Origin of the sequence: Nitrosospira multiformis (assembly GCF_900110185.1) — a bacterium.
GTDB lineage: Bacteria > Pseudomonadota > Gammaproteobacteria > Burkholderiales > Nitrosomonadaceae > Nitrosospira > Nitrosospira multiformis_A.
The window spans coordinates 63,350-86,642 of sequence record NZ_FOCT01000008.1; the positions used below are offsets into that span (position 1 = coordinate 63,350).

22 protein-coding genes are annotated in these 23,293 nt (G+C 52.9%); 8 read left to right on the top strand and 14 right to left on the bottom strand.

Annotation, left to right across the window (positions count from 1 at the left end; all coding sequences use genetic code 11):
- Positions 1-32 precede the first annotated feature (32 nt).
- Entirely contained in the window at positions 33-4,067 is a 4,035-nt protein-coding gene (gene purL / locus BMY01_RS10405) for a phosphoribosylformylglycinamidine synthase (RefSeq protein WP_074747059.1), read from the bottom strand.
- A gap of 91 nt (positions 4,068-4,158) precedes the next feature.
- Between purL and BMY01_RS10410 the strand changes: the two genes are divergently transcribed.
- Positions 4,159-5,727: a bifunctional ADP-dependent NAD(P)H-hydrate dehydratase/NAD(P)H-hydrate epimerase gene (locus BMY01_RS10410; RefSeq protein ID WP_074746895.1), complete on the top strand. Its 1,569-nt coding sequence runs from the start codon at positions 4,159-4,161 to the stop codon at positions 5,725-5,727.
- A gap of 159 nt (positions 5,728-5,886) precedes the next feature.
- On the opposite strand, the gene BMY01_RS10415 is transcribed toward BMY01_RS10410, so the two are convergent.
- A complete protein-coding gene (locus tag BMY01_RS10415; RefSeq protein ID WP_074746897.1) occupies positions 5,887-6,300 on the bottom strand; it encodes a response regulator in 414 nt (137 codons plus the stop codon).
- Positions 6,301-6,810: 510 nt separating this feature from the next.
- Here BMY01_RS10415 and BMY01_RS10425 point away from each other — a divergent pair.
- The 3 genes from BMY01_RS10425 to BMY01_RS10435 all read left to right on the top strand — a co-directional run bounded on the left by BMY01_RS10425 (position 6,811) and on the right by BMY01_RS10435 (position 9,416).
- Positions 6,811-7,584, top strand: coding sequence for a Crp/Fnr family transcriptional regulator (locus BMY01_RS10425; protein ID WP_074746901.1), 774 nt, complete (start codon positions 6,811-6,813; stop codon positions 7,582-7,584).
- 716 nt (positions 7,585-8,300) lie between these two features.
- Positions 8,301-8,903 carry a peroxiredoxin gene (locus BMY01_RS10430; RefSeq protein ID WP_074746903.1) on the top strand — a complete coding sequence of 201 codons (603 nt, stop codon included), beginning with the start codon at positions 8,301-8,303 and terminating at the stop codon, positions 8,901-8,903.
- Positions 8,904-8,954: 51 nt separating this feature from the next.
- Positions 8,955-9,416, top strand: a complete 462-nt coding sequence (locus BMY01_RS10435; protein WP_074746905.1) for a ferritin-like domain-containing protein — start codon at positions 8,955-8,957, stop codon at positions 9,414-9,416.
- Positions 9,417-9,474: 58 nt separating this feature from the next.
- On the opposite strand, the gene BMY01_RS10440 is transcribed toward BMY01_RS10435, so the two are convergent.
- The 12 genes from BMY01_RS10440 to BMY01_RS18075 all read right to left on the bottom strand — a co-directional run bounded on the left by BMY01_RS10440 (position 9,475) and on the right by BMY01_RS18075 (position 19,275).
- Complete coding sequence (locus BMY01_RS10440; RefSeq protein WP_074746907.1) at positions 9,475-9,675, bottom strand: hypothetical protein; 201 nt, start codon at positions 9,673-9,675, stop codon at positions 9,475-9,477.
- A gap of 392 nt (positions 9,676-10,067) precedes the next feature.
- Positions 10,068-10,517, bottom strand: coding sequence for a hypothetical protein (locus BMY01_RS10445; protein WP_074746909.1), 450 nt, complete (start codon positions 10,515-10,517; stop codon positions 10,068-10,070).
- Positions 10,514-11,146: an acyl-homoserine-lactone synthase gene (locus BMY01_RS10450; RefSeq protein WP_254772694.1), complete on the bottom strand. Its 633-nt coding sequence runs from the start codon at positions 11,144-11,146 to the stop codon at positions 10,514-10,516. Before BMY01_RS10450 ends, BMY01_RS10445 begins: the two co-directional genes overlap by 4 nt.
- 737 nt (positions 11,147-11,883) lie before the next feature.
- The gene (locus tag BMY01_RS10460; RefSeq protein ID WP_254772695.1) at positions 11,884-14,004 is read right to left on the bottom strand and encodes a TonB-dependent receptor; all 2,121 of its coding nucleotides are present in this window, start codon (positions 14,002-14,004) and stop codon (positions 11,884-11,886) included.
- Between the two features lie 244 nt (positions 14,005-14,248).
- Positions 14,249-15,025, bottom strand: a complete 777-nt coding sequence (locus BMY01_RS10465; RefSeq protein ID WP_074746915.1) for a PepSY-associated TM helix domain-containing protein — start codon at positions 15,023-15,025, stop codon at positions 14,249-14,251.
- Positions 15,022-15,684: a hypothetical protein gene (locus BMY01_RS10470; RefSeq protein WP_074746917.1), complete on the bottom strand. Its 663-nt coding sequence runs from the start codon at positions 15,682-15,684 to the stop codon at positions 15,022-15,024. The genes BMY01_RS10465 and BMY01_RS10470 overlap by 4 nt, the downstream gene beginning before the upstream one ends.
- 70 nt (positions 15,685-15,754) lie before the next feature.
- Positions 15,755-16,753, bottom strand: coding sequence for a multicopper oxidase domain-containing protein (locus BMY01_RS10475; protein WP_254772696.1), 999 nt, complete (start codon positions 16,751-16,753; stop codon positions 15,755-15,757).
- A 101-nt stretch (positions 16,754-16,854) separates the two neighbouring features.
- Positions 16,855-17,748, bottom strand: a complete 894-nt coding sequence (locus BMY01_RS10480; RefSeq protein WP_074746919.1) for a DUF2325 domain-containing protein — start codon at positions 17,746-17,748, stop codon at positions 16,855-16,857.
- Positions 17,749-17,876: 128 nt separating this feature from the next.
- Complete coding sequence (gene bfr / locus BMY01_RS10485; RefSeq protein ID WP_074746921.1) at positions 17,877-18,341, bottom strand: bacterioferritin; 465 nt, start codon at positions 18,339-18,341, stop codon at positions 17,877-17,879.
- Positions 18,342-18,381: 40 nt separating this feature from the next.
- Positions 18,382-18,579 carry a (2Fe-2S)-binding protein gene (locus BMY01_RS10490; protein WP_074746923.1) on the bottom strand — a complete coding sequence of 66 codons (198 nt, stop codon included), beginning with the start codon at positions 18,577-18,579 and terminating at the stop codon, positions 18,382-18,384.
- Positions 18,580-18,628: 49 nt separating this feature from the next.
- On the bottom strand, positions 18,629-18,814 hold the full coding sequence (gene hemP / locus BMY01_RS10495; RefSeq protein ID WP_081350792.1) for a hemin uptake protein HemP: 186 nt from the start codon (positions 18,812-18,814) through the stop codon (positions 18,629-18,631).
- A 161-nt stretch (positions 18,815-18,975) separates the two neighbouring features.
- Positions 18,976-19,275, bottom strand: a complete 300-nt coding sequence (locus tag BMY01_RS18075; RefSeq protein ID WP_217638649.1) for a hypothetical protein — start codon at positions 19,273-19,275, stop codon at positions 18,976-18,978.
- A gap of 83 nt (positions 19,276-19,358) precedes the next feature.
- Between BMY01_RS18075 and BMY01_RS18785 the strand changes: the two genes are divergently transcribed.
- The 4 genes from BMY01_RS18785 (at position 19,359) to BMY01_RS10520 (ending at position 23,201) form a co-directional block, all read left to right on the top strand.
- Positions 19,359-19,514 carry a type II toxin-antitoxin system RelE/ParE family toxin gene (locus tag BMY01_RS18785; RefSeq protein ID WP_081353878.1) on the top strand — a complete coding sequence of 52 codons (156 nt, stop codon included), beginning with the start codon at positions 19,359-19,361 and terminating at the stop codon, positions 19,512-19,514.
- A gap of 30 nt (positions 19,515-19,544) precedes the next feature.
- On the top strand, positions 19,545-20,366 hold the full coding sequence (locus BMY01_RS10510) for an ABC transporter permease (protein ID WP_074746927.1): 822 nt from the start codon (positions 19,545-19,547) through the stop codon (positions 20,364-20,366).
- A gap of 88 nt (positions 20,367-20,454) precedes the next feature.
- The gene (locus BMY01_RS10515; RefSeq protein ID WP_074747063.1) at positions 20,455-21,864 is read left to right on the top strand and encodes an ABC transporter ATP-binding protein; all 1,410 of its coding nucleotides are present in this window, start codon (positions 20,455-20,457) and stop codon (positions 21,862-21,864) included.
- A 149-nt stretch (positions 21,865-22,013) separates the two neighbouring features.
- The gene (locus tag BMY01_RS10520) at positions 22,014-23,201 is read left to right on the top strand and encodes a sulfotransferase family protein (RefSeq protein ID WP_074746929.1); all 1,188 of its coding nucleotides are present in this window, start codon (positions 22,014-22,016) and stop codon (positions 23,199-23,201) included.
- Positions 23,202-23,293 lie beyond the last annotated feature (92 nt).

Below are 23,293 nucleotides of genomic sequence, written 5' to 3' on the forward strand. Positions count from 1 at the left end.
AATCCCGGATTAAGAACCGGGAATCCTACGGGTTAATCCACCCATTTGCGCGCATTGCGGAACATTCTCATCCACGGCGCATCCTCGCGCCAGCCGGGATGCCATGACTGCTGCACTGCCCGAAAGCCGCGCTCCGGATGCGGCATGAAAACGCTGAATCTTCCATCGGCGGTTGTCATGCCGGCGATACCTTGTGGAGAGCCGTTTGGATTCAAGGGATAGACCTCGGTCGCCTTACCCCGATGATCCACATAACGCAATGCGACCAGGGATGAAACTGCTGAGGCAGCATTCTCATCCGCAAATTTTGCATAGCCTTCTCCATGTGCAACAGCGATGGGCATGCGGCTGCCCGCCATGCCATCGAAAAACAGCGATGGACTGTGCTGCGCTTCGACCATGACAAACCGTGCCTCGAATTGCTCCGATCTGTTTCTCACAAATCTGGGCCAATGCTCGGCGCCCGGAATAATCTGACGCAGGTTGCTCATCATCTGGCAGCCATTGCATACACCAAGGGCAAAGGTATCAGCACGCGCAAAAAAAGCCTCAAACTCATCGCGGGCGCGCGCGTTGAACAGGATCGAATTGGCCCAGCCTTCCCCTGCTCCGAGCACATCTCCATAAGAAAACCCCCCGCACGCAGTGAAGCCTTTGTAATCCATGAGGGTGACACGTCCCTCGATGATATCGCTCATATGCACGTCAACCACGGCAAATCCTGCGCGATCGAAAGCGGCTGCCATTTCCACGTGACCGTTCACGCCCTGTTCGCGCAGCACCGCTATTTTTGGTTTCGCCCCTGCCTGAATGTAAGGTGCGCAGATGTCATCATCCACATCGAAGGTGAGTTCCGCATGCAGTCCCGGATCATGCAGATCGAGAATGCGGTCATACTCCTGCTGCGCGCATTCCGGATTGTCGCGAAGCCTCTGCATCTGATAGGTGGTCTCCGACCAGGCGCGATGCAGATCGACGCGCTTTTCCGCGAATACCGCCTTATTATTGCGCAGAAACCGGATCTCATCCCCGTCATTGACACTGCCGATGACAAAACTCGCCTCGCCCAGGCCCGCATCCGCCAAAACACTCAGCACTTCCCGGCGGTGCTCTGTTCTTATCTGAATGACAGCCCCCAGCTCTTCATTGAACAGGACTGACATGAGGCTGGCTGTGAACCTTCCACCCAGCGCTTCAGGCTGCATCTCGCTGCCATCGATATCGTTAGCGATCGAATCAAAGCACAACTGGTCCAGGTTGATGGCTATGCCGGCATGCCCGGCAAAGGTCATTTCGCACAGCGTGGAAAACATGCCTCCGTCGGAGCGATCGTGGTAGGCCATGATCCTGCCCTCACGGTTCAGGCGCTGTATGGCGGCAAACAAACCTTTGAGCCGCATCGAACCCTCAACGCCTGCTATATCGGGTGCGGTATCTCCCACCTGCTTGTAAACCTGGGCAAGGGCAGAACCGCCCAGACGATTGCGTCCCTCTCCCAGATCGATCAGGATGAGTTCTGTCTCGCCGCAGTCTGTGCGCAACTGAGGCGTCAGCGTCCTGCGCACATCCGTTACTCTCGCAAACGCGGAGACAATCAAGGAGAGGGGCGCAATCACTTCTTTTCGTGTCGATTGGCCGAGACCGGCCTTGGTCTCCCACACAGTCTTCATCGACATCGAATCCTTCCCCACGGGGATGCTGATTCCCAGTTGAGGGCAGAATTCCATTCCCACGGCTTGCACTGCATCATAAAGAGCAGCATCCTCCCCAGGATGTCCTGCTGCCGCCATCCAGTTGGCGGAAAGCTTGATTTCTCCTAGGTGCTCGATCTGCGCGGCGGCAATGTTGGTAATGGCTTCGCCCACTGCCATGCGTGCCGAAGCGGCTGAGTCGATCAATGCCAGCGGGGTACGTTCACCCACCGCGAAAGCTTCGCCCAGATAGGTGTTGTAACCCATCACGGTAACCGCCACATCCGCTACCGGCACCTGCCAGGGTCCCACCATCTGGTCACGCGCAGTCATGCCGCCGACGGTACGGTCTCCGATACTGATCAGAAAAGTCTTGTCCGCCACCGTGGGCAGCCGCAGCACGCGGTATGCCGCTTCCCGGAGATTCACTTCCGCCGCGTCGAACGACGGCAACGCTTTCCTGATGTGCGTAACATCGCGCGTCATCTTCGGTGGCTTGCCCAGCAGTACCGAAAGATCCATGTCGACCGGCTGATTGCCGAACAACGGATCGGCGACAACAAGCTGTTCTTCCACGGTCGCCGTGCCGACTACGGCGAAGGGGCAGCGCTCGCGCTCGCAAATGGCCCGGAACAATTCCAGCGAATCCGGCCTGATTGCAAGAACATAGCGCTCCTGCGCCTCATTGCTCCAGATCTGCAGGGGCGACATGCCCGGCTCCTCCGACGGAATCGCCCGCAGATCGACACGTCCACCGCGGCCGGAACCATGCAACAGTTCAGGCAGGGCATTCGATAAGCCCCCCGCGCCGACGTCGTGAATCGACAGGATCGGGTTGGGTTCGCCGCGCCTTTCCATCTGCCAGCAACAATCGATGACCTCCTGCGCGCGCCGTTCCATTTCGGGGTTGCCGCGCTGAACGGAATCAAAATCGAGCGCCTCCGCGTTTATTCCCGTATCCATGCTGGAGGCGGCGCCTCCCCCAAGCCCGATCAGCATTCCCGGTCCGCCCAGCTGAACCAGCAGAGCGCCCGATGCAAATTCCTGCTTGAATGCATGCCTGCCGCTGATGTGGCCTATCCCGCCAGCCAGCATGATGGGCTTGTGGTAGCCGCGCATTGCGCCTGCCACACGTTCTTCAAAGGTGCGGAAATAGCCGGCCAGGTTTGGACGCCCGAATTCATTGTTGAATGCCGCGCCGCCGATGGGTCCTTCCAGCATGATCTGCAGGGCGGAGGCGATGCGCCCCGGTTTGCCGTAGGTTTGTTCCTCCGGTGCAAGCCCTTGCAATTCCCAGGGTTGAATAAATTCCGGGATATTCAGATTGGAAACGGAGAAACCGCTAAGGCCCGCTCTCGGTTTAGCCCCCCGGCCAGTAGCTCCCTCATCCCGAATTTCGCCCCCTACCCCGGTTGCTGCACCCGGAGAGGGTGAGATCGCAGTCGGATGATTATGGGTCTCCACTTTCATCAGGATATGGGTCTGCTCCTGCGCGTAATCGTACCGGTTGTCTTTACCGGGATAGAAGCGGGCAATTTCAGCGCCCTCGATGATGGCGGAATTATCAGCGTAAGCGACCACGGTTCCGCCCGGATGATGCCGGTGGGTATTGCGTATCATCGAAAACAGAGAAGCCTCCCGCGGCACACCGTCGATGACCCAGTCCGCGTTGAAAATCTTGTGACGGCAATGCTCGGAATTTGCCTGCGCAAACATCATGAGTTCGACATCTGTCGGATTACGCCCGATCCGCAGGAAGTAGTCCGCGAAATAGTCGATTTCCTCCGGCGACAGCGCCAGTCCCATTTCGCTGTTTACTTTCAGCAACGCGTCCCGCCCCCCCTCCAGCACATCCACTCCCTGGAATGGCAGGGGTTCGAAATGCCTGAACAATCGCTCCGCATCGTCGAGTGAATTGAATACTGCCTCGGTCATACGGTCGTGTATCAGTCCAAGCAATGACTGCCTGGCGGTGTCGTAAACCTTTTCCCTGGTTTCCACATAATAGACCACTCCTCGTTCCAGTCGCGCCACGGCATCCAGTCCGCAGTTATGGGCGATATCGGTCGCCTTTGTGGACCATGGAGAGATGGTGCCCGGTCTTGGCACGACCAGAAACAATTCGCCTTGCGATGACGCGGAACGCATCCGGCTCGCATCGCTACTTGTACCGCTTAATGAGATATCTTCGGGTACGGCCTTGAGCAGCTTGGCCAGAATGGAGATTTCGTTTTCCTGCAACGGGCGCGCCGCCGAGCAAAAATACCAATACTCGGCGCAAATATGGGAAACTTGGGGAACTGAAACCTTAAGAGCGGCGGCCAGTTTTTTCTGCCGGAAAGAAGAAAGCGCACTGTCGCCATGAAGTCTGAGCATCCGGAAGATAAAGATGATGATGGGAAAGAACGTGATTTTACACGAGAAGCTTCGCTGCCCCCAGCCCGGCAAAATGGTATAGGCGGATCGCATGAGCACGCTAAAGAACAATCTATCCACCGCCATTTACTCCACGGTTGAGATCAGAGAAATCGAGCACCTTGCAGCTGTCTTGCCCGGTCGTCCTCAATTGATGGAAGCAGCCGGTCTGGCTGCCGCTGAAACTGCCCGTGACCGGCTGCTCTCCACCCACAAACCCCGCGTGCTGGTACTGGCCGGCCCTGGAAACAACGGGGGCGATGCCTTTGTCGCGGCGCGCCACCTGCGGGAGTGGCGGTTCAAGGTAACGCTGGTGTTTACAGGCGAGCAGGCAAAGTTATCGGAGGATGCGCGGCGGGCGATGAATGCCTGGGTTGCCACCGGTGCTGAGATGCTCTCCGAAATTCCGGAAAATGAAACATGGGATGTCGTGATCGACGGCTTGTTCGGTATTGGCCTGGACCAGCAAGGCGGACGGGAACTGGGCGGCAAATATCTGGCTATGGTGAATACCGTTAACGCCATGAAACTGCCGGTGCTGTCCATTGATATTCCCAGCGGTCTGGGCAGCGATACGGGTGCTGTGTGCGGCGCAGCTGTCATCGCGACCGTGACAACGACGTTCATTGGCCTGAAACCCGGCCTCTTCACGAATGACGGCCCCGATTATTGCGGGGAAGTTTTTTTGCACGACCTCGATCTCAACGTCTCATCCCTGAAGAAACCCGATTCTTGGCTGATGGATCAGGTTCACATCCGGCGGCTCCTGCCACCTCCCCGGCGTGCTAACAGTCACAAGGGCATGTTCGGCAGTATCGGGGTAATCGGAGGGTCAGCCGGCATGGTCGGGGCCGCGCTTCTGGCGGGTACCGCGGGGCTGAAACTGGGTGCCGGCCGCGTTTACCTGGGATTGATGGCACCGGACGCGCCAGGGGTCGACACCTTCCAGCCGGAACTGATGCTGCGCCCTATCCAGGATCTGTTCAAGCTGGAGCAGTTGAACTGTCTGGTGGTCGGTCCGGGCTTGGGAACGGAAACTGCTGCATGCTTCTGGCTTAAGTGCGCGCTGCAAACGACTCTGCCACTGGTTCTCGATGCAGATGGCTTGAATCTCGTTGCCTCGCATTCCGAAATAGCGGAATTGCTGGGGGAACGGTTGCGCGAACGCAATGCGCCTTCCATCCTCACTCCTCATCCGGCCGAAGCCGCGCGCCTGCTGCAAAGCACCACGGCTTCCGTGCAACAGGACCGGATGGCAGCCGCTGCGGAGCTGGCGCAGCGTTTTAACTGCTGGATCGTGTTGAAAGGCTCAGGCAGCGTGTGCGCGATGCCGGACGGCCGACGCTTCATCAACACAAGTGGAAATCCCGGTTTAAGCAGCGCAGGAACGGGCGACATCCTCTCCGGGATGATTGGCGCCTTTCTCGCACAGCGATCGAGCCCGGAAAATGCGCTGCTCGCTGCTGTATATCTGCATGGAGCGGCTGCCGACGTATTGCAGAAGCAGTATGGCGGCTGCATTGGAATGACTGCCTCCGAAATTCCCAACGCCGCCCGTAACCTGCTGAATCAATGGATTACCGTTACTTCTGTCCCGACGCCTCACCAGGAAGAGGGCTGAAGGTGCCAAAGAATCACCCGAAATCCCGCAAGGTCACGATTCAAGATGCCTTTCCGCCTGCATTGCAAAATGCTGCGATTGCCTGAGCCTGCCGCCTCTTCAGTTATCATAGCTATTCTATTCGCCAAGGTCTCAGGCGTAGTACCTGGCGCGAATATGTTATGGCATTTCGCTGATGGTCCAATATGCATCGATTGACCTTATGACCTCGACGAATTGCCAGTAGTCAACCGGCTTCGACATATATCCAGCTACGCCGAAATCGAAACTGTTTACCTTGTCCTGCTGTTCATCCGATGTCGTCAGAACCACTACCGGGATACGCCTAAACCTGTCATCGCTCTTTACCGCTTCCAGGAATTCGATGCCGTTCATGATGGGCATGTTCAAATCCAGCAGAATGATGCAGGGTTTATCATTGGTTTCATCCTCGAGGTAGTTCAATCCATCCTCGCCGTTCTCCCGGTGTACGATCTTGTTGCTAACGTGAATCTGCTTGAGAGCGCGGGTTACAGACATCATGTCCACCTGGTCATCTTCGACCAGGAGAATTGGCTTGTTGGTTACCTTCATGACAGTTTTCCTGGTTTTATCCCCTGGTTTTATCCATGAGATCTTCTCTCAGCTAATCGAAACTGAGTCGCTTGGGTATGATTTATTACTTATTCCCCGTTCTATTCTGTTCGTTTTCCCACATAGACAGCCTGAAGCAGTCAAAGCAGGGTAAGAATGAAAGTTAAAGGCTGGGGTAATAAACAAAAACCCAAAGCAGATTTGAGAGGCGGCTGCCTGGAAAATGACTTAAAGCTTATCTATCATCCTTTACAGCTTTACCCGGCATCTCCATATTTCCCATATTCCATATTCCTTTGGACTTTGCCGGAAACTTGCTTGCCCCAGCACTTAGCCCCTTGCTCTTCACTTCCTATCGTCCCCCGGCTTTTCCCTGAACTTTTCAGACGATTGCGTATTAATGAGCTTGAGGACCAGGAATCGAGGCCTCGCCCTTGTCCATCGGGGCGGGGGTCGCGGGTGTACTTCAGTCCAATGGAGAAAAGTGAGGAAAAAGAAATAATATGCCGCATGTTTAGTTCTCCCCTGCCCCACCCCAGCCAGAACCATCTCCTTGCCGCTTTACCGGCAACGGAACTTGGCGATCTAATACCGCATCTGGAGCTGATTCATGTGCGACCTGGAGATATTCTCTGCGAAGCAGGGGATCAGCTTCCTTATGCCTACTTTCCCGCTTCTGCCATTATTTCCCTCCATTACATTCTGGAAAATGGCGCCTCGTCGGAAATCGCAAACGTAGGAAGGGAAGGCATGCTTGGAGTCTCGTTGTTCATGGGAGGCGAAACTACCAGCAGCCGGGCAACAGTTCAAATTCCAGGCTTTGCCTACCGCCTGAAGGCCACATTTCTGCCACAGGAGCTCAACAGGGGAAGACAGCTACAATGGATATTGCTGCGTTACAGCCACGCGCTTATTACACAGATCGCCCAGATCGGGGTGTGTAACCGATATCACACAATCGAGCAGCAGCTATGCCGTTGGTTCCTGTTAACGTTGGATCGCCTTGACTCCAGCGAAATGAGCATGACCCAGGAATTGATCGCCAATGCCCTTGGGGTAAGCCGGGAAAGCGTTGCAGGAGTTGCGGGAAAATTACAACGAAGGGGAATTATTCGCTACCATCGAGGCCATATTACGGTACTTAACCGGACCGGACTGGAAACAGGGGCGTGCGAATGCTATGAAACAATAAAGAAGGAATTTGACGACGCGCTTGATGACATGGGGAAGCCGGCATTATATCAAGGCAATCAGTCATCCAGAAAGGCACTGCCACTTCTGTAGTATCACCACCCATATTTCGCTGCTCCCGCTCTGTACATTTCTGCAGGTAGCCCCATGCGGTGGGCTCCTGTTCATCTCCACAACTCCCAGTCCCACGCATTCGCACTCGGCGATCAAGTTTGCTATCAGTATGGCTTGTTTCACCACTGATGAAAGTGCGCTTTTCCCTTTTACAGTCATAACCAAAATAGACTCTTGATCCTTCAGGTTTTCCCTTCAAACTGATTCAGCTTCTAAAGAACTACGGCGTCTATCTTTGAAAGGATGGGAACAGAAATTGAAAGCTTAATGAATGCAAACCTGTCTTCCTGCAGGTGCAATGAATCGACCAATCCCCGCCGTGGCAATCTGCCATAAGAGGAGGGAGAATTTGCCATCTATGCGGGCTGCCGCACAGAAAGAAAATTGAAACAGAGCTATAAAGGTCGTGTTGATCCCATCGATAAGGGGATAGAGACGATCAGTCGGGTGCCTGGATAGAAATGGATTTATGGGCACTGTCCCATTAGCCGGATTGGTCTCTGTCCTTCAATTTCGGTGCTTTCTTTTTTGCCGCAGCGCCTCATCGTTCTTCCTATCTACTACTTACTACTGCTGTTTTGTTTTCCTCTTCAAAAGCAGAAGCGACAGCAGGAAGGTGGCATGTCCAGGGTGCAACGAAATGTGGCGGAAGATGTGGCAGTTTTCATGATTCATGATGAATAAGGAGATTCAAGATGGCAGTGCTTGTTACACACCCTGCGCCCGACTTCACCAAACCTGCTGTTCTGGCAGATGGCACCTTCAATGACACCTTCAACCTTCACGCGCAAATTGCTGGCAAATATGCCGTATTGTTCTTTTATCCCCTGGATTTCACCTTTGTCTGCCCCTCCGAAATCATCGCGCACTCGCATCGCATAGAGGAGTTTCGCAGGCGCAATGTGGAAGTGATTGGAGTCTCGGTGGATTCCCAGTTCACCCACTACGCCTGGCGCAACACTCCTGTCGACAAAGGCGGCATCGGTCCGGTGGGAATCACGCTGGTATCCGACGTAGGGGGAGACATCATGCACGCTTACGGCATTGCTCACCCGGACCACGTTGCCCTGCGCGCCTCTTTCCTGATAGATAAAAACACCATCGTGCGCCATGAAGTCGTTAATGACCTGCCCCTGGGGCGTGATGTAGACGAAATGCTGCGCATGGTCGATGCCCTGCAATTTCACGAAAGCCATGGAGAGGTGTGCCCGGCTGGGTGGAAAGCAGGTGAACCGGGAATGAAAGCCAGTCCCGAAGGTGTGGCGGAATATCTGGAAAGCCATGGCGAAGCGCTCTGATGCAACAAACCTGTACCTCCTTGAACTCCTGTAACCATAAAGGTGAAACACATGGATTTCGATAAAGACAAGGCGATCACGCTGCTGAACAGAATCATGGAGCTCGAGCTTGCCGGAGTAGTGCGATACACGCATTATTCATTGATGGTCTTCGGCTACAACCGGATTCCAGTGGTGGAATGGCTCAAGAAGCAGGCTGAAGAAGGATTGCTCCACGCGCATAGAGCCGGAGAACTCGTCACGTTACTAGGAGGCTATCCTTCGCTTGGGATCGGATCTCTGTTGAAAACGCACGTGCATGACATCGGCGATATTCTGCGGGAATCGCTGGAGCATGAGAATCAGTCGCTCACAGCCTACTACGAGCTGCTGGAGTTGACCCAGGGGAAGTCAGTACTGCTGGAGGATTATGCGCGTGGCCTTGTCGTCGAAGAGGAAATGCATGCGGACGAAGTCAACAAGATGTTGCGGAGAACCGGAAAAACAGGCGTGTACGAAACGTCCAAGAGTTAGGTACGCAGGAATTGATTCCTCCTGGAGTCAATGCCGGTTAAAAGCGATGCAGATTGCCTTACTCCTCGCCTGTCTCAGGGCTGTAAACCATTCCGCTTAGCTGAATCATCAGGTCAATTTCACTTTCGTCCTCATCCAGATCCTGATCGCCTTGATCGAATTGATAGAACTCGGTCAATGAAGAAAGCGGATCGTGCTCCGCCACATCGGCCGATGTCAGGGAAAGGAATGGTTGCAACATTACATCAGCCAGACTCATACACTCCTCCTGGATCCGGATAGACGTGTAAACACAGGGAGCATGGGAGCTTCAAAGCTGGGCGAGGTAACCGGGACACCAGTATCAGCATACTCTGCCCCTCCGGTGGGAGTTATATCAACAGCAGAACCTTCAGGGATCGGCTGGGCAATTTCCTTCCGAACAAAGTTCATGAGGACCGCGCTGGGGGGTGAGATTGCGTTCACTAATGCAGGTAGCCGGGATTTCATGATTTGCCTCCTTTGAGCAACCAGTCAATATCATTTGAAACCTTTGTCAGCTTGTACAGGCTACCTGCGACTGATGGCAGTACGATGAAAGTTTTATGAATTATTAAATTCCTCGAAAGCCTTCGCCTCTTTTCCTCGTTCTATTGATAGTCCAGCCGCATTTCATCCCCTTCCCGAATACTCAAACGTAACCGGCTCGAATGGGGGCCGCTGGCAATCCTCGCGCATCAATGCGGCAGTTTCTCCCAAGGCGATTTCACGCAGTCTACACCGCATGTTCAGGACACCATTACCCGACTCGAATACACCACAGGTATGCATCGTGCTGCAAGCCGATTCATTCTCGGAAGTCTCCTCTGGTCCGACGTTATTCATGACCGCTACCGGTAAATGAGGATAGCGCCGTCTGGCTTCCCGCACCCATTGCACCAGATTCACCTGCTGGGTGCAATCATCTACTGCGCCGTCGACCAGAACCATGTCATAGGCCTCCAGGTCTGGCTCCGGGAAGCTGTCCAGCGTTTTTCGCTCCAGCCTGTGCTTGGATTTTTCAAGCAGCAGCTGCAGGAGCTGACGGGTATCTTGTCTCTCTCCAACCAGTAGAATATTCATGCGGCCTTCCTTTGTGCGTTTTCTGGGAGCATCCCAAAAAGGGCGAACTCGGTGATTGCATCGATTTCGATATAGCATGCGACCGTCAAAACCCGACCGATTTTGATCGGTGCGCCCAACCTGGAAACGTTCACGCCAAGCTTGCGTATCAGTCTCTCCACTGCGACGGTGGTAACGGTTACATAGCGCTTTATCTTGTTGTGGCGCGCGAAGAGAAACAAGGTTTGCATCATTTTTACCGGAATTTCGCTAAAGCCGAAACCGGCACTCTCACATTTGGGAACCATGACGGCAAAACGGCTCAATTCCCAGACATCCGATTGCTGCGGCGCGGGCTGTCCGTGCAGAAGTTGCGGAAAAGTATCCTTCAACATGTAGGGTCCCTGGGTAGGAAGCAATCGCCAGCAACCGAGCACCTCGTCTTCATCCTCTTCATCCCCCTCGCCTCCTTTCGCCAGAACATATACGGGATCTGCAAGATCGAACTCGTCATGCTCCATCCCGTTATCCGTGGTTACCTCCCAGCCGAGCCTGTCGTGAAAAACTTCGTGCCTCAGCCGATACATTCCCATTGCGGCCCGTTTATCGAGAGAACCATTGCCATGTTGTGCAAGCATAATCTGTCCCATTTTTTCACTCGTCGTTGGTTGATGACGACGTTATGAAACAACGGAACCGGACCTCCGAATAGCTGTAAAATCTTACAGGAGGTAGGGCGTAAAACCGGCTGAAACCCTTATCTGTATTGGATTTCCGGAGTTCCGGCTGCTACGCGTTGGACATGCTTTTATGACCGCAATGTGAATAAAAAAATGGATTTGAAGGTCCTTCGGGCGAAGTCCTTCTGATCTGATACAGATCTGATGGAGCAAAAGGAGACTCTCAGGCTTGCCTTCTTCAGCAGGCCCTTCAGAGAGACGCTAGCGCGTAACCGTCTCTCCTTATGGAAGAGAGACGTACACGAAATGCTGGCTGAGTTTGTTGTACGCATCATATCCGCGAGCGGGTATCCAGATCTGCAATGTAAGGATAAGGTTCAAAGCGATAGATTTCCGCTTGCGCGAAAATGACGGTGTGATGATGATGTGTCGAGGGCTGACTGAGGTTCCCGGGTAGGATCAGTCACCCTCCGTAGAATTTGCGGAAAATGGAGGGGAACCAGGGAAACTCTGAACGAGTCCTCGTGGAACGCAGTGACTGTGGGAACGCGTTGATGTGGCAATAAAACCTAACGGAGCGCGAGCTACTGCGCTGCATCCAGGCCTGTTGACAGGTCCTCCCAGAACGCGCCCCTCAGCTCATTGCGGCGTGAGCCTCGAGACCCGACGAGAGCTTCTTACCGGCTCAAGCCGGATCGTCTCAAATGTCAGTTGAAGTAAAGCCGTACTGAGCCGTAAGCACTGAGCGGATCGCCGGGGAGCGCTCCCGCGAATGTCGGGTTCGTATAGTAGGTCTTGTCCGTCAGGTTTCTGACGTTGACTGCGACCTCCAGGTTCTTTACACGATACGAAGCCATGGCATCATAGACAACATATGATGGCACTCTCAGCAGATTGAGCGCGTCGGCAAAACTGTCACCCTTGTAGGTCACGCCAAATCCCAACATCACGCCCCGTGCAAGTCCACTTTGTACCTGATACGTGGTCCACAGGCTGCCCATGTTGGTAGCGACGCCCACGGGACGATTTCCAGCAATGCTTCTGAATTCTCCCGGAGCAAAGAGAACATTGTTCCGTGCAACTGCCTTTGATAATGTTTCCGGGTCCATCCACACCCCGTTGCCGATGATGCTAAGTCCGGCGATGGGCCGAAAGGCGAGGGACACCTCAACACCGCGGGAACGATCTTTTCCGTCCTGGGTGAGGAGATTGGTGGCAGCCGGATTGAGGTTGATGAAATAGTTATTCCGGGAACTCTGAAACAGCGCGACGTTCAAATCCGCCTTGCCGTCCAGGAAGGTCGTCTTGGCGCCAACCTCGATCTGATTGGAAGTTTCGGGTGAGGTCGCAACCGACGTAGGCTCGGTTGACAGATTGATGAAGGCGCCGGTGCTGTAGCCGGCATAAAAGGCCAGGTTTTGGGTAGGCTGATAAACCCCACCCGTGGAATAAGTTGTCAAGGAACGTGTGCGCACGATTTCCCGGTACCTATAGTTCCCTGAAACAGACTGAAAACCTTTGTCGCTCCATTGCACGAGATCGTTGCGTATACCCAGCCGGAGTTTCAATTGCTCGGTCAGCTCGATCTGATCCTGTGCGTAGAACGACGTCTGGTCGCTGCTGATTTTGCGATCGAAAGTGGGTCTGCGGTTAATGCCGTTCACGGAGGTTTCCAGATTAAACGGATTGAATATGTTCACTGGGTTAGACAACGTAAAATCTCCCCGGACCGTCGTGATGTCGACGTTCTTGTATTCGAACCCGCCCAAGAGCGTGTGCTTGACCGGACCAGTGGCCGTTTTCCAGATCGCCTCGTTCTGAAAGGTTGCAAATCCCTGATGGTCGGTCTGATGGCGCGCATCGCGGCCCGTAATGATTCCGGCAGCGTTAGCCTGGTTGCCTCCCCCATTTCTCAACATATCGAGCCTGCGCCCGTCATAAGTAAATGCCGTTCTCATGCTCAGGTCTGCGGAGATTGTCCAGTTGTGGACGGCGGTGACGCGATTGATGGTATTGCTCGTATAATTGAATGGGCTGTAATAACGGTTTTCCCGGGGAACCACCAGCTTCGAATTGAAATCGAAAAGCGTTCCATAGTTGTCTGGCCTGATCTTCAGTTCGCGGTGGTCGAAGTCGACCGTCAGTGTTTTGTCATCTGCCAGGCGCCACATCATGCTGGGAGAAATCTCGAATATATCGCGTTTAAGTCCGCGAAACCCGTCCGCATGCTCCAGATCAGTGATGAAACGTCCTGCGAAGCTCTTTCCCATCGGCCCTGTCACATCGAGATAGCCGTTTAGCGTGCCAAAACTGCCGAACATCGTTCCCGTGGAGGCTGAGAAAGCACTCCTGGGCTGTTTACTGATCATGTTGATGCTCCCCCCGGGGCCCGCTGCCCCGAACAAGGCCGACCCGGGTCCTTTCAGGACTTCAATGCGATCCACATCGTACATCGTTCGGTAATAACCGTTCATCGGGGACGTCCCGTCGGGCATCGCGTCACGAAAAAAGCTTACCGTCAGCCCACGGGAGGTGAAGTTATTTGCGAAACCATAGCCGCCTCCCATGAGGGGCTGCATGCTGCTCACGTTGCGCATGGCATCGTTCATGTTGATGTAGCCCTGCTCCTTAAGAGTGGCCGCCGGAACGACGTCGACCGTCGCGGGGATGTCACGCAAGGGCGCATCTGTCTTGCTGCCAGTACGGGCGACATCCTCGATCGTTCCCGGGCGGACCCGCCCGGTAGTCACCTTGATCTCCGGCAGGGTCGCACTTTTTTCCTTCTCTTTCTCTGCATCTTGAGATGTCACTGCATCTTGAGCTGTCACGGGCAACGGCATCAATAACCATGAACAAAACAGGGTTATAGGGACCAAAAAGCAGGATGCGGGCTTGAATCTGGATAACTGTTTCACTTATAGCCTCTTTTAATTTTTTTACTACTGGCTGGCTACAAGCACGAAGGCGTTGGCTGGCTGTGGGTTCTTTTTCCCAGCGAAACTGGGCGGGAAATTATAATCAATTGGACATTCTTTTATCTCGGTTCAGGGATCCTGTTCGAAAAAATAACGATCATGCAAGCGATAGTGTCGTCAACATGAGGATCGCAGCCGTCGTCAAGGTCGTCCCAATCAACCCGGCTGCCATCAAGCGGGGACCATGCAGACGACTCCACAACAGCGTGCCTGTGATGGCCAGCACGAGCAGGCCACCTGCCAGCGTATCAGTGAGCAATATCCAGACATTGGACATCCCGCTTCCCTTGTGAAAGTTTGCCAGAGTCGCCCAGACATTGGCCTCTTTCCGCTCGATATGCGTCTCGGCATCTCCTTTCCAGTATTCCGCTGTCACGCTATGATTGGGTGCAAGGAGCGTAATACGCCAGTTTTCCGGTTGTATGACCTGCCCCCCTCCCCACGGCACCGGGCCCGCCGGTTTTTTCTGGGTGCGCGATTTTGCATCGGGCATTTTGAATTTTTCGCGCAGCCACGATTCCAGCGCCTCCGGTGACTCAACGCTGTTGGCAGGCGGAGTGAGTATTTCGCGGGTTTCCTGCTGCGCCGCAAGGGGAATTTTCATTTCGCTGCGGTGATTCAGCAGAATCCCGGATACCCCGAATAGGAGGCCAAGCGCCGCGCCCCACAATCCCATCCAGGCATGAGTGCGACGCAGCCAGACCAGAAAGCGGCCGCGCTTCATTCCTTGTGATAAAAAGAGGTAGCCGCGTGGCTCCGTCACCACAGGACGCGCCCCCTGGCCCGCAACGTGAGGCTGTCCCATGCTCTGCGCAGTTGCTGAAGTTGCAGAAGATTTGGGGGCTGCTTGCGCGCCGGATTGAACAGTGCTCATTTGTATAGGCTGCGTGTGATCTTGTGGCTCTCGACCGCGTATGCCTTGCCTTCGAACTCACCGGGTTTGTGCATCTCGTATTTCGCTTCGATCACATACAGACCCGGCTCAAGCAATGAGTAGGTCACCTCTCCTTTCTCGTCCGTCTGCAGATGTTTCTCCCAGCCATTGGGTGCGATGACCACGATTTCGACCTTGGGGACGGGCTTTCCCAAGTAGGTCAGACGCAACGTGTTACCGGATTCCTGGATATCGAGCGGCAGGCTGCCTCCGCTACCGAAGCGCGTATAGAGAAATCTTCTGTAGGTAGGAGACGGGATTTGCCCTTGCGGCTCGCGTATGGATTGCTTGAGCGCCTGCACCAGTACAGCGCCGCCCTGAGCTTCATTACCTGCCGGTATCGCAAAATAATTATTCTCGCGCCTGGCTTCGACAGGCTTTTCAACGCCTTTCGCGTTTACCACCGTCACCTTCGGTTCGATAATGCTATCGAGCCTGCCCGGCGAAGGCTCACGCAGATTTTCCGCGTATTCGCCGAAATAAAGCCGGGTTGCCCCGGCTTCTTTCTCAAGCCACAGCGCATGAGCTGCAACATCCAGGCTGAGCACACAGCCGATAATACCCATACCTACGGCATGGATAAATTGCGGGAGTTTCATCGGGCTTTTCCTTTTCTATTATTTATCAGGGATTGGAAATGATTGAGTTGTTATAAGTATTTGTCTTCCATCATTTTGCCGGCGCGACGTTCCACCGGGTAGACATCCCGGCCATCATGTGATCATCGACGTGGCAGTGCAGTAGCCAGTTACCGGGTGAACGCGGAATCATGTCGACCGAGGTCATGCTTGCAGGGAGCACTTCCACCACATCCGTGCGGCGTCCATGATCGAGTACTGTCTGGGCATGCCAGTGCACAGTATGGTTATCCGTCTCGTTACCGAGTGCCACGACGTGCCAGCGCACACGCTTTCCAATACCTGTATCGTAACCCTTGAGGTTGCCGAAAATGCGACCGTTGATGGTATGCTTCATCCCGCTTTCTTCCCCGTTCTCCTCATTGAAGATCATGAACAAGGTGGTGAATTCCTGATCCACATCATTCGGCGACGGATCGCGCGTCGATCTTGCCATGCCCTGCCGGGTCACAATGATGGTACCTACCAGGCCGAGATTCGCCTCTTCCTCTTCCATTACATGCGAGTGATACAGCCAGACGATTGATGAAGGATCGGTTGGTCCGGGACCGGAGGCCTCATCCACAACCCAGGTATAAGTAAAGGATTTCCCCGGCGGCACTGCGGCCCCGATACCTGCTCCTGCGCTGGCGGCATCCGCGCCCTCGTTTTTCTTGTCATAAAATACGCCGTGCGGGTGCATGGAAAGCGGCCGGTCGGTCTTGTTCAGAAAATGAACCTTGAGGGTGTCGCCCACCTCTGCCCGAAGCTGGGGGCCCAGAATTCCTGCCCACTCCGGCTGCACCAATCGCTCCTTGTAGCGCCCATCCTTGTAGCCAAAATAACGGTACTTGGGATATGTCAGCGTTTTGCCCCACACTCCCAATCCATCATCGGGCTTGATCAGATTCTTCCTGGACGGCGCATAATTCCAGGTAACTTTTTCCGCCGCAACCCAGTACTCCCTTTCTGCGGCCATTGCCTGCCCCACGCTGAAAAGTGCAAGAAGACCAAGCAGCGCCATAACCCGGCCTGCATTGCAAGTATTCATGTTTTTATAATACGAATGATAATCACTGCAAGATATCATAAAATCCTGATCCGACCTCTACCGGTTTCTACACCGTCAGGGCTGAATATCCTTAATAATCCTTAAACTGGTCTCTCTTCGGGAGAAGCTGGCCAACGCCTCTTTGATTGCTCGGGTCTACCCGGTGCAGGTGAGGTACACAATACTGCCAGAGTAGCGATACCTTTACGAAAGGTGGAAAGGTTTGAGCGATCCAACAAGACGCAGGGCTTGCCGGAACGTCGGCAGTAACGCTTGACGGTGAAAAAAGCGGTATGGTTTACGCAATCCACGGGACAGACAACCATATCGGCGTGATCCAACAATACTGGCAAGTGATGTCCGGGGCCCTGAGGCGTGTTTCTGTAGATGACCAGCTTACCCCCGGAAGCCTCCACTACGCGGCGATATTCCGGGTACAGTGCGGCGCGCCCCCCTACGCACAGAACGCAACGCCCTCCGATACCCGATCCCTTGCACGTCCTATCGCCTTTTTCACCGGAAGCGGCGGAAGATGAATGCTCAAAAGAAAACGGCGCTGGCGGAGCAGATTCCTTGATCAGTGGAAATCTATCCGTTTCGGCGACTTCCCGCCCGATATGATTTTCGGGATCGACCCGATCGGGTGGGAGTGAATGAACAGGCTTGCTACCAGTCGGCCACTTGCCGGCAGGTACGGGTTTCGATTTCTGGATCAGAACCGCTGATCGACCCAGTCGCGCTATCCGCGTCAATCTTGCAGGGGTAAAAAAAGGATTGCTGTCCCGCGCGCTGAAAAATTGCCTGACAATCTCAACCAGATTTTTTCCGAGCAGCGCTTGCAATATCTGCGGCATCTGCCTGTGGTGGATGAATAAATTCGAAGAAGGAGAGGATTTACCCTGTCTGGAGGTTGCGGAATCGCGGTGCTCCGGTTCAAGCAGGGCAGATGCGGGAACACAGAGATTAGCCAGCGATGTTGCCTTAAGCTGTTGCACAGCCCCACTCCGGACAGGTCAGAAAGCTGGCTTGCCCTGTAGGGGCTGGCTGGCTAAAAATCAAAAAAGGTTGAATAAACTCGAATAAAGGCCGCTGGAAAAAGAAATCCAGCGGCACATAAACAAGTCTACATCTGGCTCTGCAGCCAGTTCTGGATACCCACCTTCTGCATCACCTCCAGCTGCGTTTCCAGCCAGTCGATATGCTCTTCAGTATCTTCCAGGATTTCTTTCAGAAGCTCCCGCGAAACGTAATCCTTTGCTGCTTCACACACGGCGATTCCACCAAGCAGCGTCTCGCGTGAAATCATTTCGAGCCTGAGGTCGCAATCAACGCATTCCTCCGCTTTCTCACCAATCAAGAGCTTGCCCAGTTCCTGCAGGTTGGGTAATCCCTCCAGAAACAGGATGCGCTTGATGAGCGCATCGGCGTGCTTCATCTCTTCTATGGATTCCTCATATTCCAGCTTGCCAAGCCTGTCGAAACCCCAGTTTTCGTACATGCGGGCATGAAGGAAATACTGATTGATGGCCGTCAATTCATGCTGCAATTGGCGGTTAAGCCACTGGATAATGTCTGCGTTGCTCTTCATGTATGCCTCCTCAGGCGAGATCTCGAATTAACGAGTGGGTTTATGTGGAATGGTGTTGAACCACGTTTTTCTGCATCAGTGCCTTTTCCAGGACCTCCTTCGCGTGGCATGCGCATATTCCGCACTGCTCGCTCACACCCAGGCAAGTCTTTAAATCCCGCATCCTGTCGGCACCTCGATGAATGACGGCCTCTCGGATGGCGGTATCGGTTACACCTTTGCAGACACAAATATACATGATGAGCGCCCTAAGTCTACTATTCCCTGCTATTCGTCCAGTATTTCTGTTATTTGGTTAAAATGAGCTTGCCGTTACGCGTACGCCGCAAGCGATATTGTTCGCCCTGATGCTGAATAAACACCTCATCACCGTGGGAAAACAGCGCATCGCTATAGATGCGTCGAGTCCGATCCAGCATGACGAACTTTTGTTTATCCGCGTTGGTTTCCGGAACTGTGAGTAACTTATCCATGGCGCCGTTTCCGCAGTTATTAATGAGAATGATTCGTATTATAGGCAACTTTGGGTGAAATGCAAGAAGTGAATAAAAATTTTCTTGATGTTTTTTCAATAGATCGATCGAAGGACCGCAACCGATTTACGTTGCTATCCTGGTAGTGACTCTGTCACGGATTACAGCGAGATCGGGATCAAATTCGGCCGATTTCGGAGCAGCTTTCGGATCGCATCAATCTGTGATAAAAATGATGTATCACACTTGGGGGATGCATGAGGACTGTACGCAAATCCATCACCCTGCCCCACAGGCAGGATGACTGGATCAAGGAATAGGTTAACGCAGGGTATTATGTCGATGATAGCGAATATATCCGCGGCCTCATCCAACGGGAACGGGAACAGGCACGTAATGCCGAGACTGAGGACATCCCGCTCGCGCTGACCGAAGGTGAGAACAGCGGTGAATCGCAGCATTTTGACTCCTTTTGACTCAGCTGCATTCAAGAAAAGAATGCTGACAAAGCATGGTCGAACAGTTAGCCTGCTGAGCCCCATTGATGCCAAGTGTAGAGTCAGATACTCATATTCATATCCGGCCAGGTTATCGCCGGTATAATATCGGTCGGCATATGATTTATTTTCGCATCACACCCTATAACATCACCATTATTCGCATCCTGCATGCTCGCATGGATGCTTCCCGTCACCCGTAGAACACCCGCGCAAAGCTGTCCCGTGCGCTAATGCAAAAATTTTCCGTTCTCCCACATGAAATGGCCGCAAGTCTCTGGCGCAACAGAGATTTGATTATCGCGCTTACCAAACGTGAAGTCATCGGACGCTACCGCGGCTCTGTCATGGGCATGGCGTGGTCCTTCTTCAACCCATTGCTCATGCTCGTGATTTATACGTTCGTATTTTCAGTGGTATTCAAGGCGCGCTGGGGAGTGGGTGGAGAAGAAAGCAAAACGGATTTCGCAATCATTCTTTTTGTCGGCATGATCGTGCATGGCCTGTTCGCGGAGTGCATCAACCGCGCACCCGCCTTGATCCTGTTGAACGTAAATTATGTGAAAAAAGTCATTTTCCCGTTGGAAATACTCCCTTGGGTAGCATTCGGCTCCGCACTGTTTCACACGATTATCAGCGTAGGCGTGCTATTGCTTGCGCAGCTCCTTATCAGCCATCAACTGCCCTGGACTGTGATCCTTTTCCCCTTGGTCCTGCTTCCACTCATTTTTATTTCGATGGGCTTCGCCTGGTTTCTGGCAGCCTTTGGCGTATTTGTGCGCGATATCGGCCAACTCACGGGAATGTTTACCACCGTGCTATTGTTTCTTTCCCCCGTGTTTTACCCCTTGAGCATCTTGCCTGAAAAATACCAGGGTTTATTACAGCTTAATCCGCTTGCGTTCATCATCGAGGAAGGAAGAAAGGTGCTCGTCTTCGGACAACTGCCAGACCTCGGGTACTGGAGCATCATGATGATTGCTTCCTTGCTGATGGCGTGGGCAGGATTCGCCTGGTTTCAGAAAACCCGCAAAGGATTTGCCGATGTTCTCTGACACGGAAGATATCGCAAATGCTGCCAACCTTCCCTTATCCGAAACAGAATGTGGGAATCAGGCAGGAAGTGATAAAAGTGAAAATGCCATGTCGGATTCTGGCAATTTTGCCGTTCGTGTTCAAAACATTTCAAAGTGCTACCAGATTTACGACGCGCCGCGCGACCGCCTGAAGCAGTTTGTCGTCCCTCGCCTGCAACGGCTGCTGGGTAAAACACCCAAACACTATTTTCGGGAATTCTGGGCTCTGAAGGATGTTTCCTTCGAAATAAAAAAGGGCCAGACGATTGGTATCATTGGCCGCAACGGCTCCGGCAAATCTACGTTGCTTCAGATCATTTGCGGCACATTGTCACCCACGAATGGATTGATAGAAACCAATGGTCGAATAGCTGCCTTGCTGGAACTGGGCTCTGGTTTCAACCCGGAATTTACCGGGCGAGAAAACGTATATATGAATGCCGCTGTGCTGGGTCTTACCAAAGAAGAAATCGAAGCGCGCTATAGCGACATCCAGGCCTTTGCAGATATTGGCGATTTCATTGATCAACCGGTAAAGAGTTATTCAAGTGGCATGGTCGTGAGACTGGCCTTTGCCGTCGCTATCAACGTCGCTCCCGATATCCTCGTCGTCGATGAGGCACTTTCCGTCGGGGATGAACTTTTTCAGCGCAAGTGCTTTTCGCGCATCGAAGCAATTAAGAAAAGTGGCGCGACGATCCTCTTTGTTTCCCATGCCGGCTCCACAGTTGTGGAATTGTGTGATCAGGCAATTCTCGTTGATAAGGGTGAGATACTAATTTCCGGAGCACCGAAAACAATCGTCGCAAAATACCAAAAGCTTCTCTATGCCCCTGAATTCAAACGCGATCAGATCCGCAGTGAAATCAAGACTTCTTCCATTCCAACCTCACCTCCCTCATCACCGATAAGCAGTCACCACGGGGGAAAAAGTGCCGATGCTGGAGTGGCGGAACTCTTCAGCCCTGAAGAATTCTTCGACCCGCATCTCAAATCACAAAGTGCGATCAGTTATGAGTCTCGGGGAGCCATAATTAGATCAGCCGAGATTCTCAACCTGACAGGGGAGCCGCTAAATTGCCTGAAATGCGGAAATATCTATTGCTTCAAATACGAAGTGTACTTTACCCAAAGGATACCAAACGTACGCTTCGGCATGCTCATCAAAACCGTGTCTGGAGTGGAACTGGGAGGGGGCGTGTCGGCAGCCACCCCTGAGGAAAGTCTGCCTTATGCTGAGGCAAATTCCCTTTATCAAGTCGAATTCCACTTTCGCTGTTTCTTAAATCCCGGCACCTATTACTTAAATGCAGGTGTCGTGGGCGCCTATGCTAGTGAAGAAACATATTTACACCGCTTGCTTGATATCGTCGTATTTCGGGTTTTGCCGAACACTGGAAACCTGGCCACGGGTATCGTCGACTTCGGTTGCCATTTCGCGTTTGAACAATTGTATAACCCTATCTCGAAAAAGTAGGGCGTGAAAAGAAATGGATGAAAATTTAGGAATTAAGCTCCTCCGGAGACAGGCTTCGCTACCGCAAAGCGGGATGCTATTTGCCAAACCGGGGTTCGATATGTTGTGGCTGGCAGACCGCCCGCTAACCTGGAATATGTGGTAAAGGCATGGTCCGAAATAATGTATTAGAAGCCAAACTTGATACGATGGAGAGCACTGGAAAGAAGCGGCTCATTATTGTACTGGGAATGCATCGCAGCGGTACCAGTGCCATCACCCGCGGCCTGCAAGTGATGGGTATAGATCTGGGTAATAATTTGATACCGGCGATGGAAGGGGTAAATGACAAAGGTTTTTGGGAAGATTCAGATATTAATGCTTTTAACAATGAATTGTTGAACTCATTGGGAAGCGATTGGCATCATGTTGCACCAATTAAATCATCTGATATAGAGACTTTACTGAAAAGTTGCTATTTCACTCGAGCCGTCGAATTGCTCCGTCAGAAGGTTGATAAGAACACTATTTTTGGATTTAAAGATCCGCGGGTGGCCAAGTTGCTGCCTTTTTGGAAAGAGGTATTCACCTATTGTCAATTTGATACTCGCTGCATTTTGGTAATACGCCATCCCCTTAGTGTTACAAAATCCTTAAATAAACGCGACAGTTTTGACGCGGAAAAAAGCTATCTTTTATGGTTAGGTCATGTTATTGAAAGTTTGTCAGGTAGCATGGACCTGCAACGCGTGCTGGTTGATTATGACAAATTGATGAAATCTCCAGAACTTGAGATAGACCGGATTTCAAGACAACTCGATTTCAAAGTTGATTACGATGAACTGCATAACTATGCCGTTCAGTTTCTGGATAAGGCACTGCAGCATACAATTCATGATTTGAGTGAATTGTCATTAGATGAGGCTTGCCCCCTGCTCGTGCACGAGATCTATACGAAACTGCTCGAGGTAGCTTCAGGCGAGATGAACCTTGATGATCCAGTACTATGCCGCCTGATTGAACAATGGAGTGAAGAATTTCAACGTCTCAAACCAGCGCTCGCCCTAGTTGACAGATATTTTTCGAAGAATTTGGTTAACAACCAGATTATCGCTGAATACAGCGAGCAAATTAAGCATATTAATCAAGCTGTGGCCGAACGGGAAGCGGCAGTAATCGAAAAAGATGCAGCGATAGCGGAGAAAGATGCAGCGATAGCGGAGAAAGATGCAGCGATAGCGGAGAAAGATGCAGCACTGGCACGCGTCAATAGTGTGCTTACCAGCAAGTCTTGGCGCATCACCCACCCCCTACGAACATTAAAAAAATGGTTGAAACCCTCTCGGTCTGCCCCCTGATTCCATGGCAAGCTAATACTCTCGGTCTGCCCCCTGATTCCATGGCAAGCTAATACTCTCGGTCTGCCCCCTGATTCCATGGCAAGCTAATA

Excerpts from the sequence above, each read along its gene's own strand:
- BMY01_RS10515 (WP_074747063.1), top strand. The coding sequence starts at position 20,455 with ATGTCGGATTCTGGCAATTTTGCCGTTCGTGTTCAAAACATTTCAAAG.
- BMY01_RS10435 (WP_074746905.1), top strand. The coding sequence starts at position 8,955 with ATGGATTTCGATAAAGACAAGGCGATCACGCTGCTGAACAGAATCATG.
- BMY01_RS10430 (WP_074746903.1), top strand. The coding sequence starts at position 8,301 with ATGGCAGTGCTTGTTACACACCCTGCGCCCGACTTCACCAAACCTGCT.
- BMY01_RS10475 (WP_254772696.1), bottom strand. The coding sequence starts at position 16,753 with ATGAATACTTGCAATGCAGGCCGGGTTATGGCGCTGCTTGGTCTTCTT.
- BMY01_RS10465 (WP_074746915.1), bottom strand. The coding sequence starts at position 15,025 with ATGAGCACTGTTCAATCCGGCGCGCAAGCAGCCCCCAAATCTTCTGCA.
- BMY01_RS10470 (WP_074746917.1), bottom strand. The coding sequence starts at position 15,684 with ATGAAACTCCCGCAATTTATCCATGCCGTAGGTATGGGTATTATCGGC.
- BMY01_RS10445 (WP_074746909.1), bottom strand. The coding sequence starts at position 10,517 with ATGAATATTCTACTGGTTGGAGAGAGACAAGATACCCGTCAGCTCCTG.
- purL (WP_074747059.1), bottom strand. The coding sequence starts at position 4,067 with ATGCTCAGACTTCATGGCGACAGTGCGCTTTCTTCTTTCCGGCAGAAA.
- bfr (WP_074746921.1), bottom strand. The coding sequence starts at position 18,341 with ATGAAGAGCAACGCAGACATTATCCAGTGGCTTAACCGCCAATTGCAG.
- hemP (WP_081350792.1), bottom strand. The coding sequence starts at position 18,814 with ATGGATAAGTTACTCACAGTTCCGGAAACCAACGCGGATAAACAAAAG.
- BMY01_RS10450 (WP_254772694.1), bottom strand. The coding sequence starts at position 11,146 with ATGGGACAGATTATGCTTGCACAACATGGCAATGGTTCTCTCGATAAA.
- BMY01_RS10415 (WP_074746897.1), bottom strand. The coding sequence starts at position 6,300 with ATGAAGGTAACCAACAAGCCAATTCTCCTGGTCGAAGATGACCAGGTG.
- BMY01_RS10490 (WP_074746923.1), bottom strand. The coding sequence starts at position 18,579 with ATGTATATTTGTGTCTGCAAAGGTGTAACCGATACCGCCATCCGAGAG.
- BMY01_RS10510 (WP_074746927.1), top strand. The coding sequence starts at position 19,545 with ATGCAAAAATTTTCCGTTCTCCCACATGAAATGGCCGCAAGTCTCTGG.
- BMY01_RS10425 (WP_074746901.1), top strand. The coding sequence starts at position 6,811 with ATGTTTAGTTCTCCCCTGCCCCACCCCAGCCAGAACCATCTCCTTGCC.
- BMY01_RS10520 (WP_074746929.1), top strand. The coding sequence starts at position 22,014 with ATGGTCCGAAATAATGTATTAGAAGCCAAACTTGATACGATGGAGAGC.
- BMY01_RS10440 (WP_074746907.1), bottom strand. The coding sequence starts at position 9,675 with ATGAGTCTGGCTGATGTAATGTTGCAACCATTCCTTTCCCTGACATCG.
- BMY01_RS10410 (WP_074746895.1), top strand. The coding sequence starts at position 4,159 with ATGAGCACGCTAAAGAACAATCTATCCACCGCCATTTACTCCACGGTT.
- BMY01_RS18785 (WP_081353878.1), top strand. The coding sequence starts at position 19,359 with ATGCCAAGTGTAGAGTCAGATACTCATATTCATATCCGGCCAGGTTAT.
- BMY01_RS18075 (WP_217638649.1), bottom strand. The coding sequence starts at position 19,275 with ATGCTGCGATTCACCGCTGTTCTCACCTTCGGTCAGCGCGAGCGGGAT.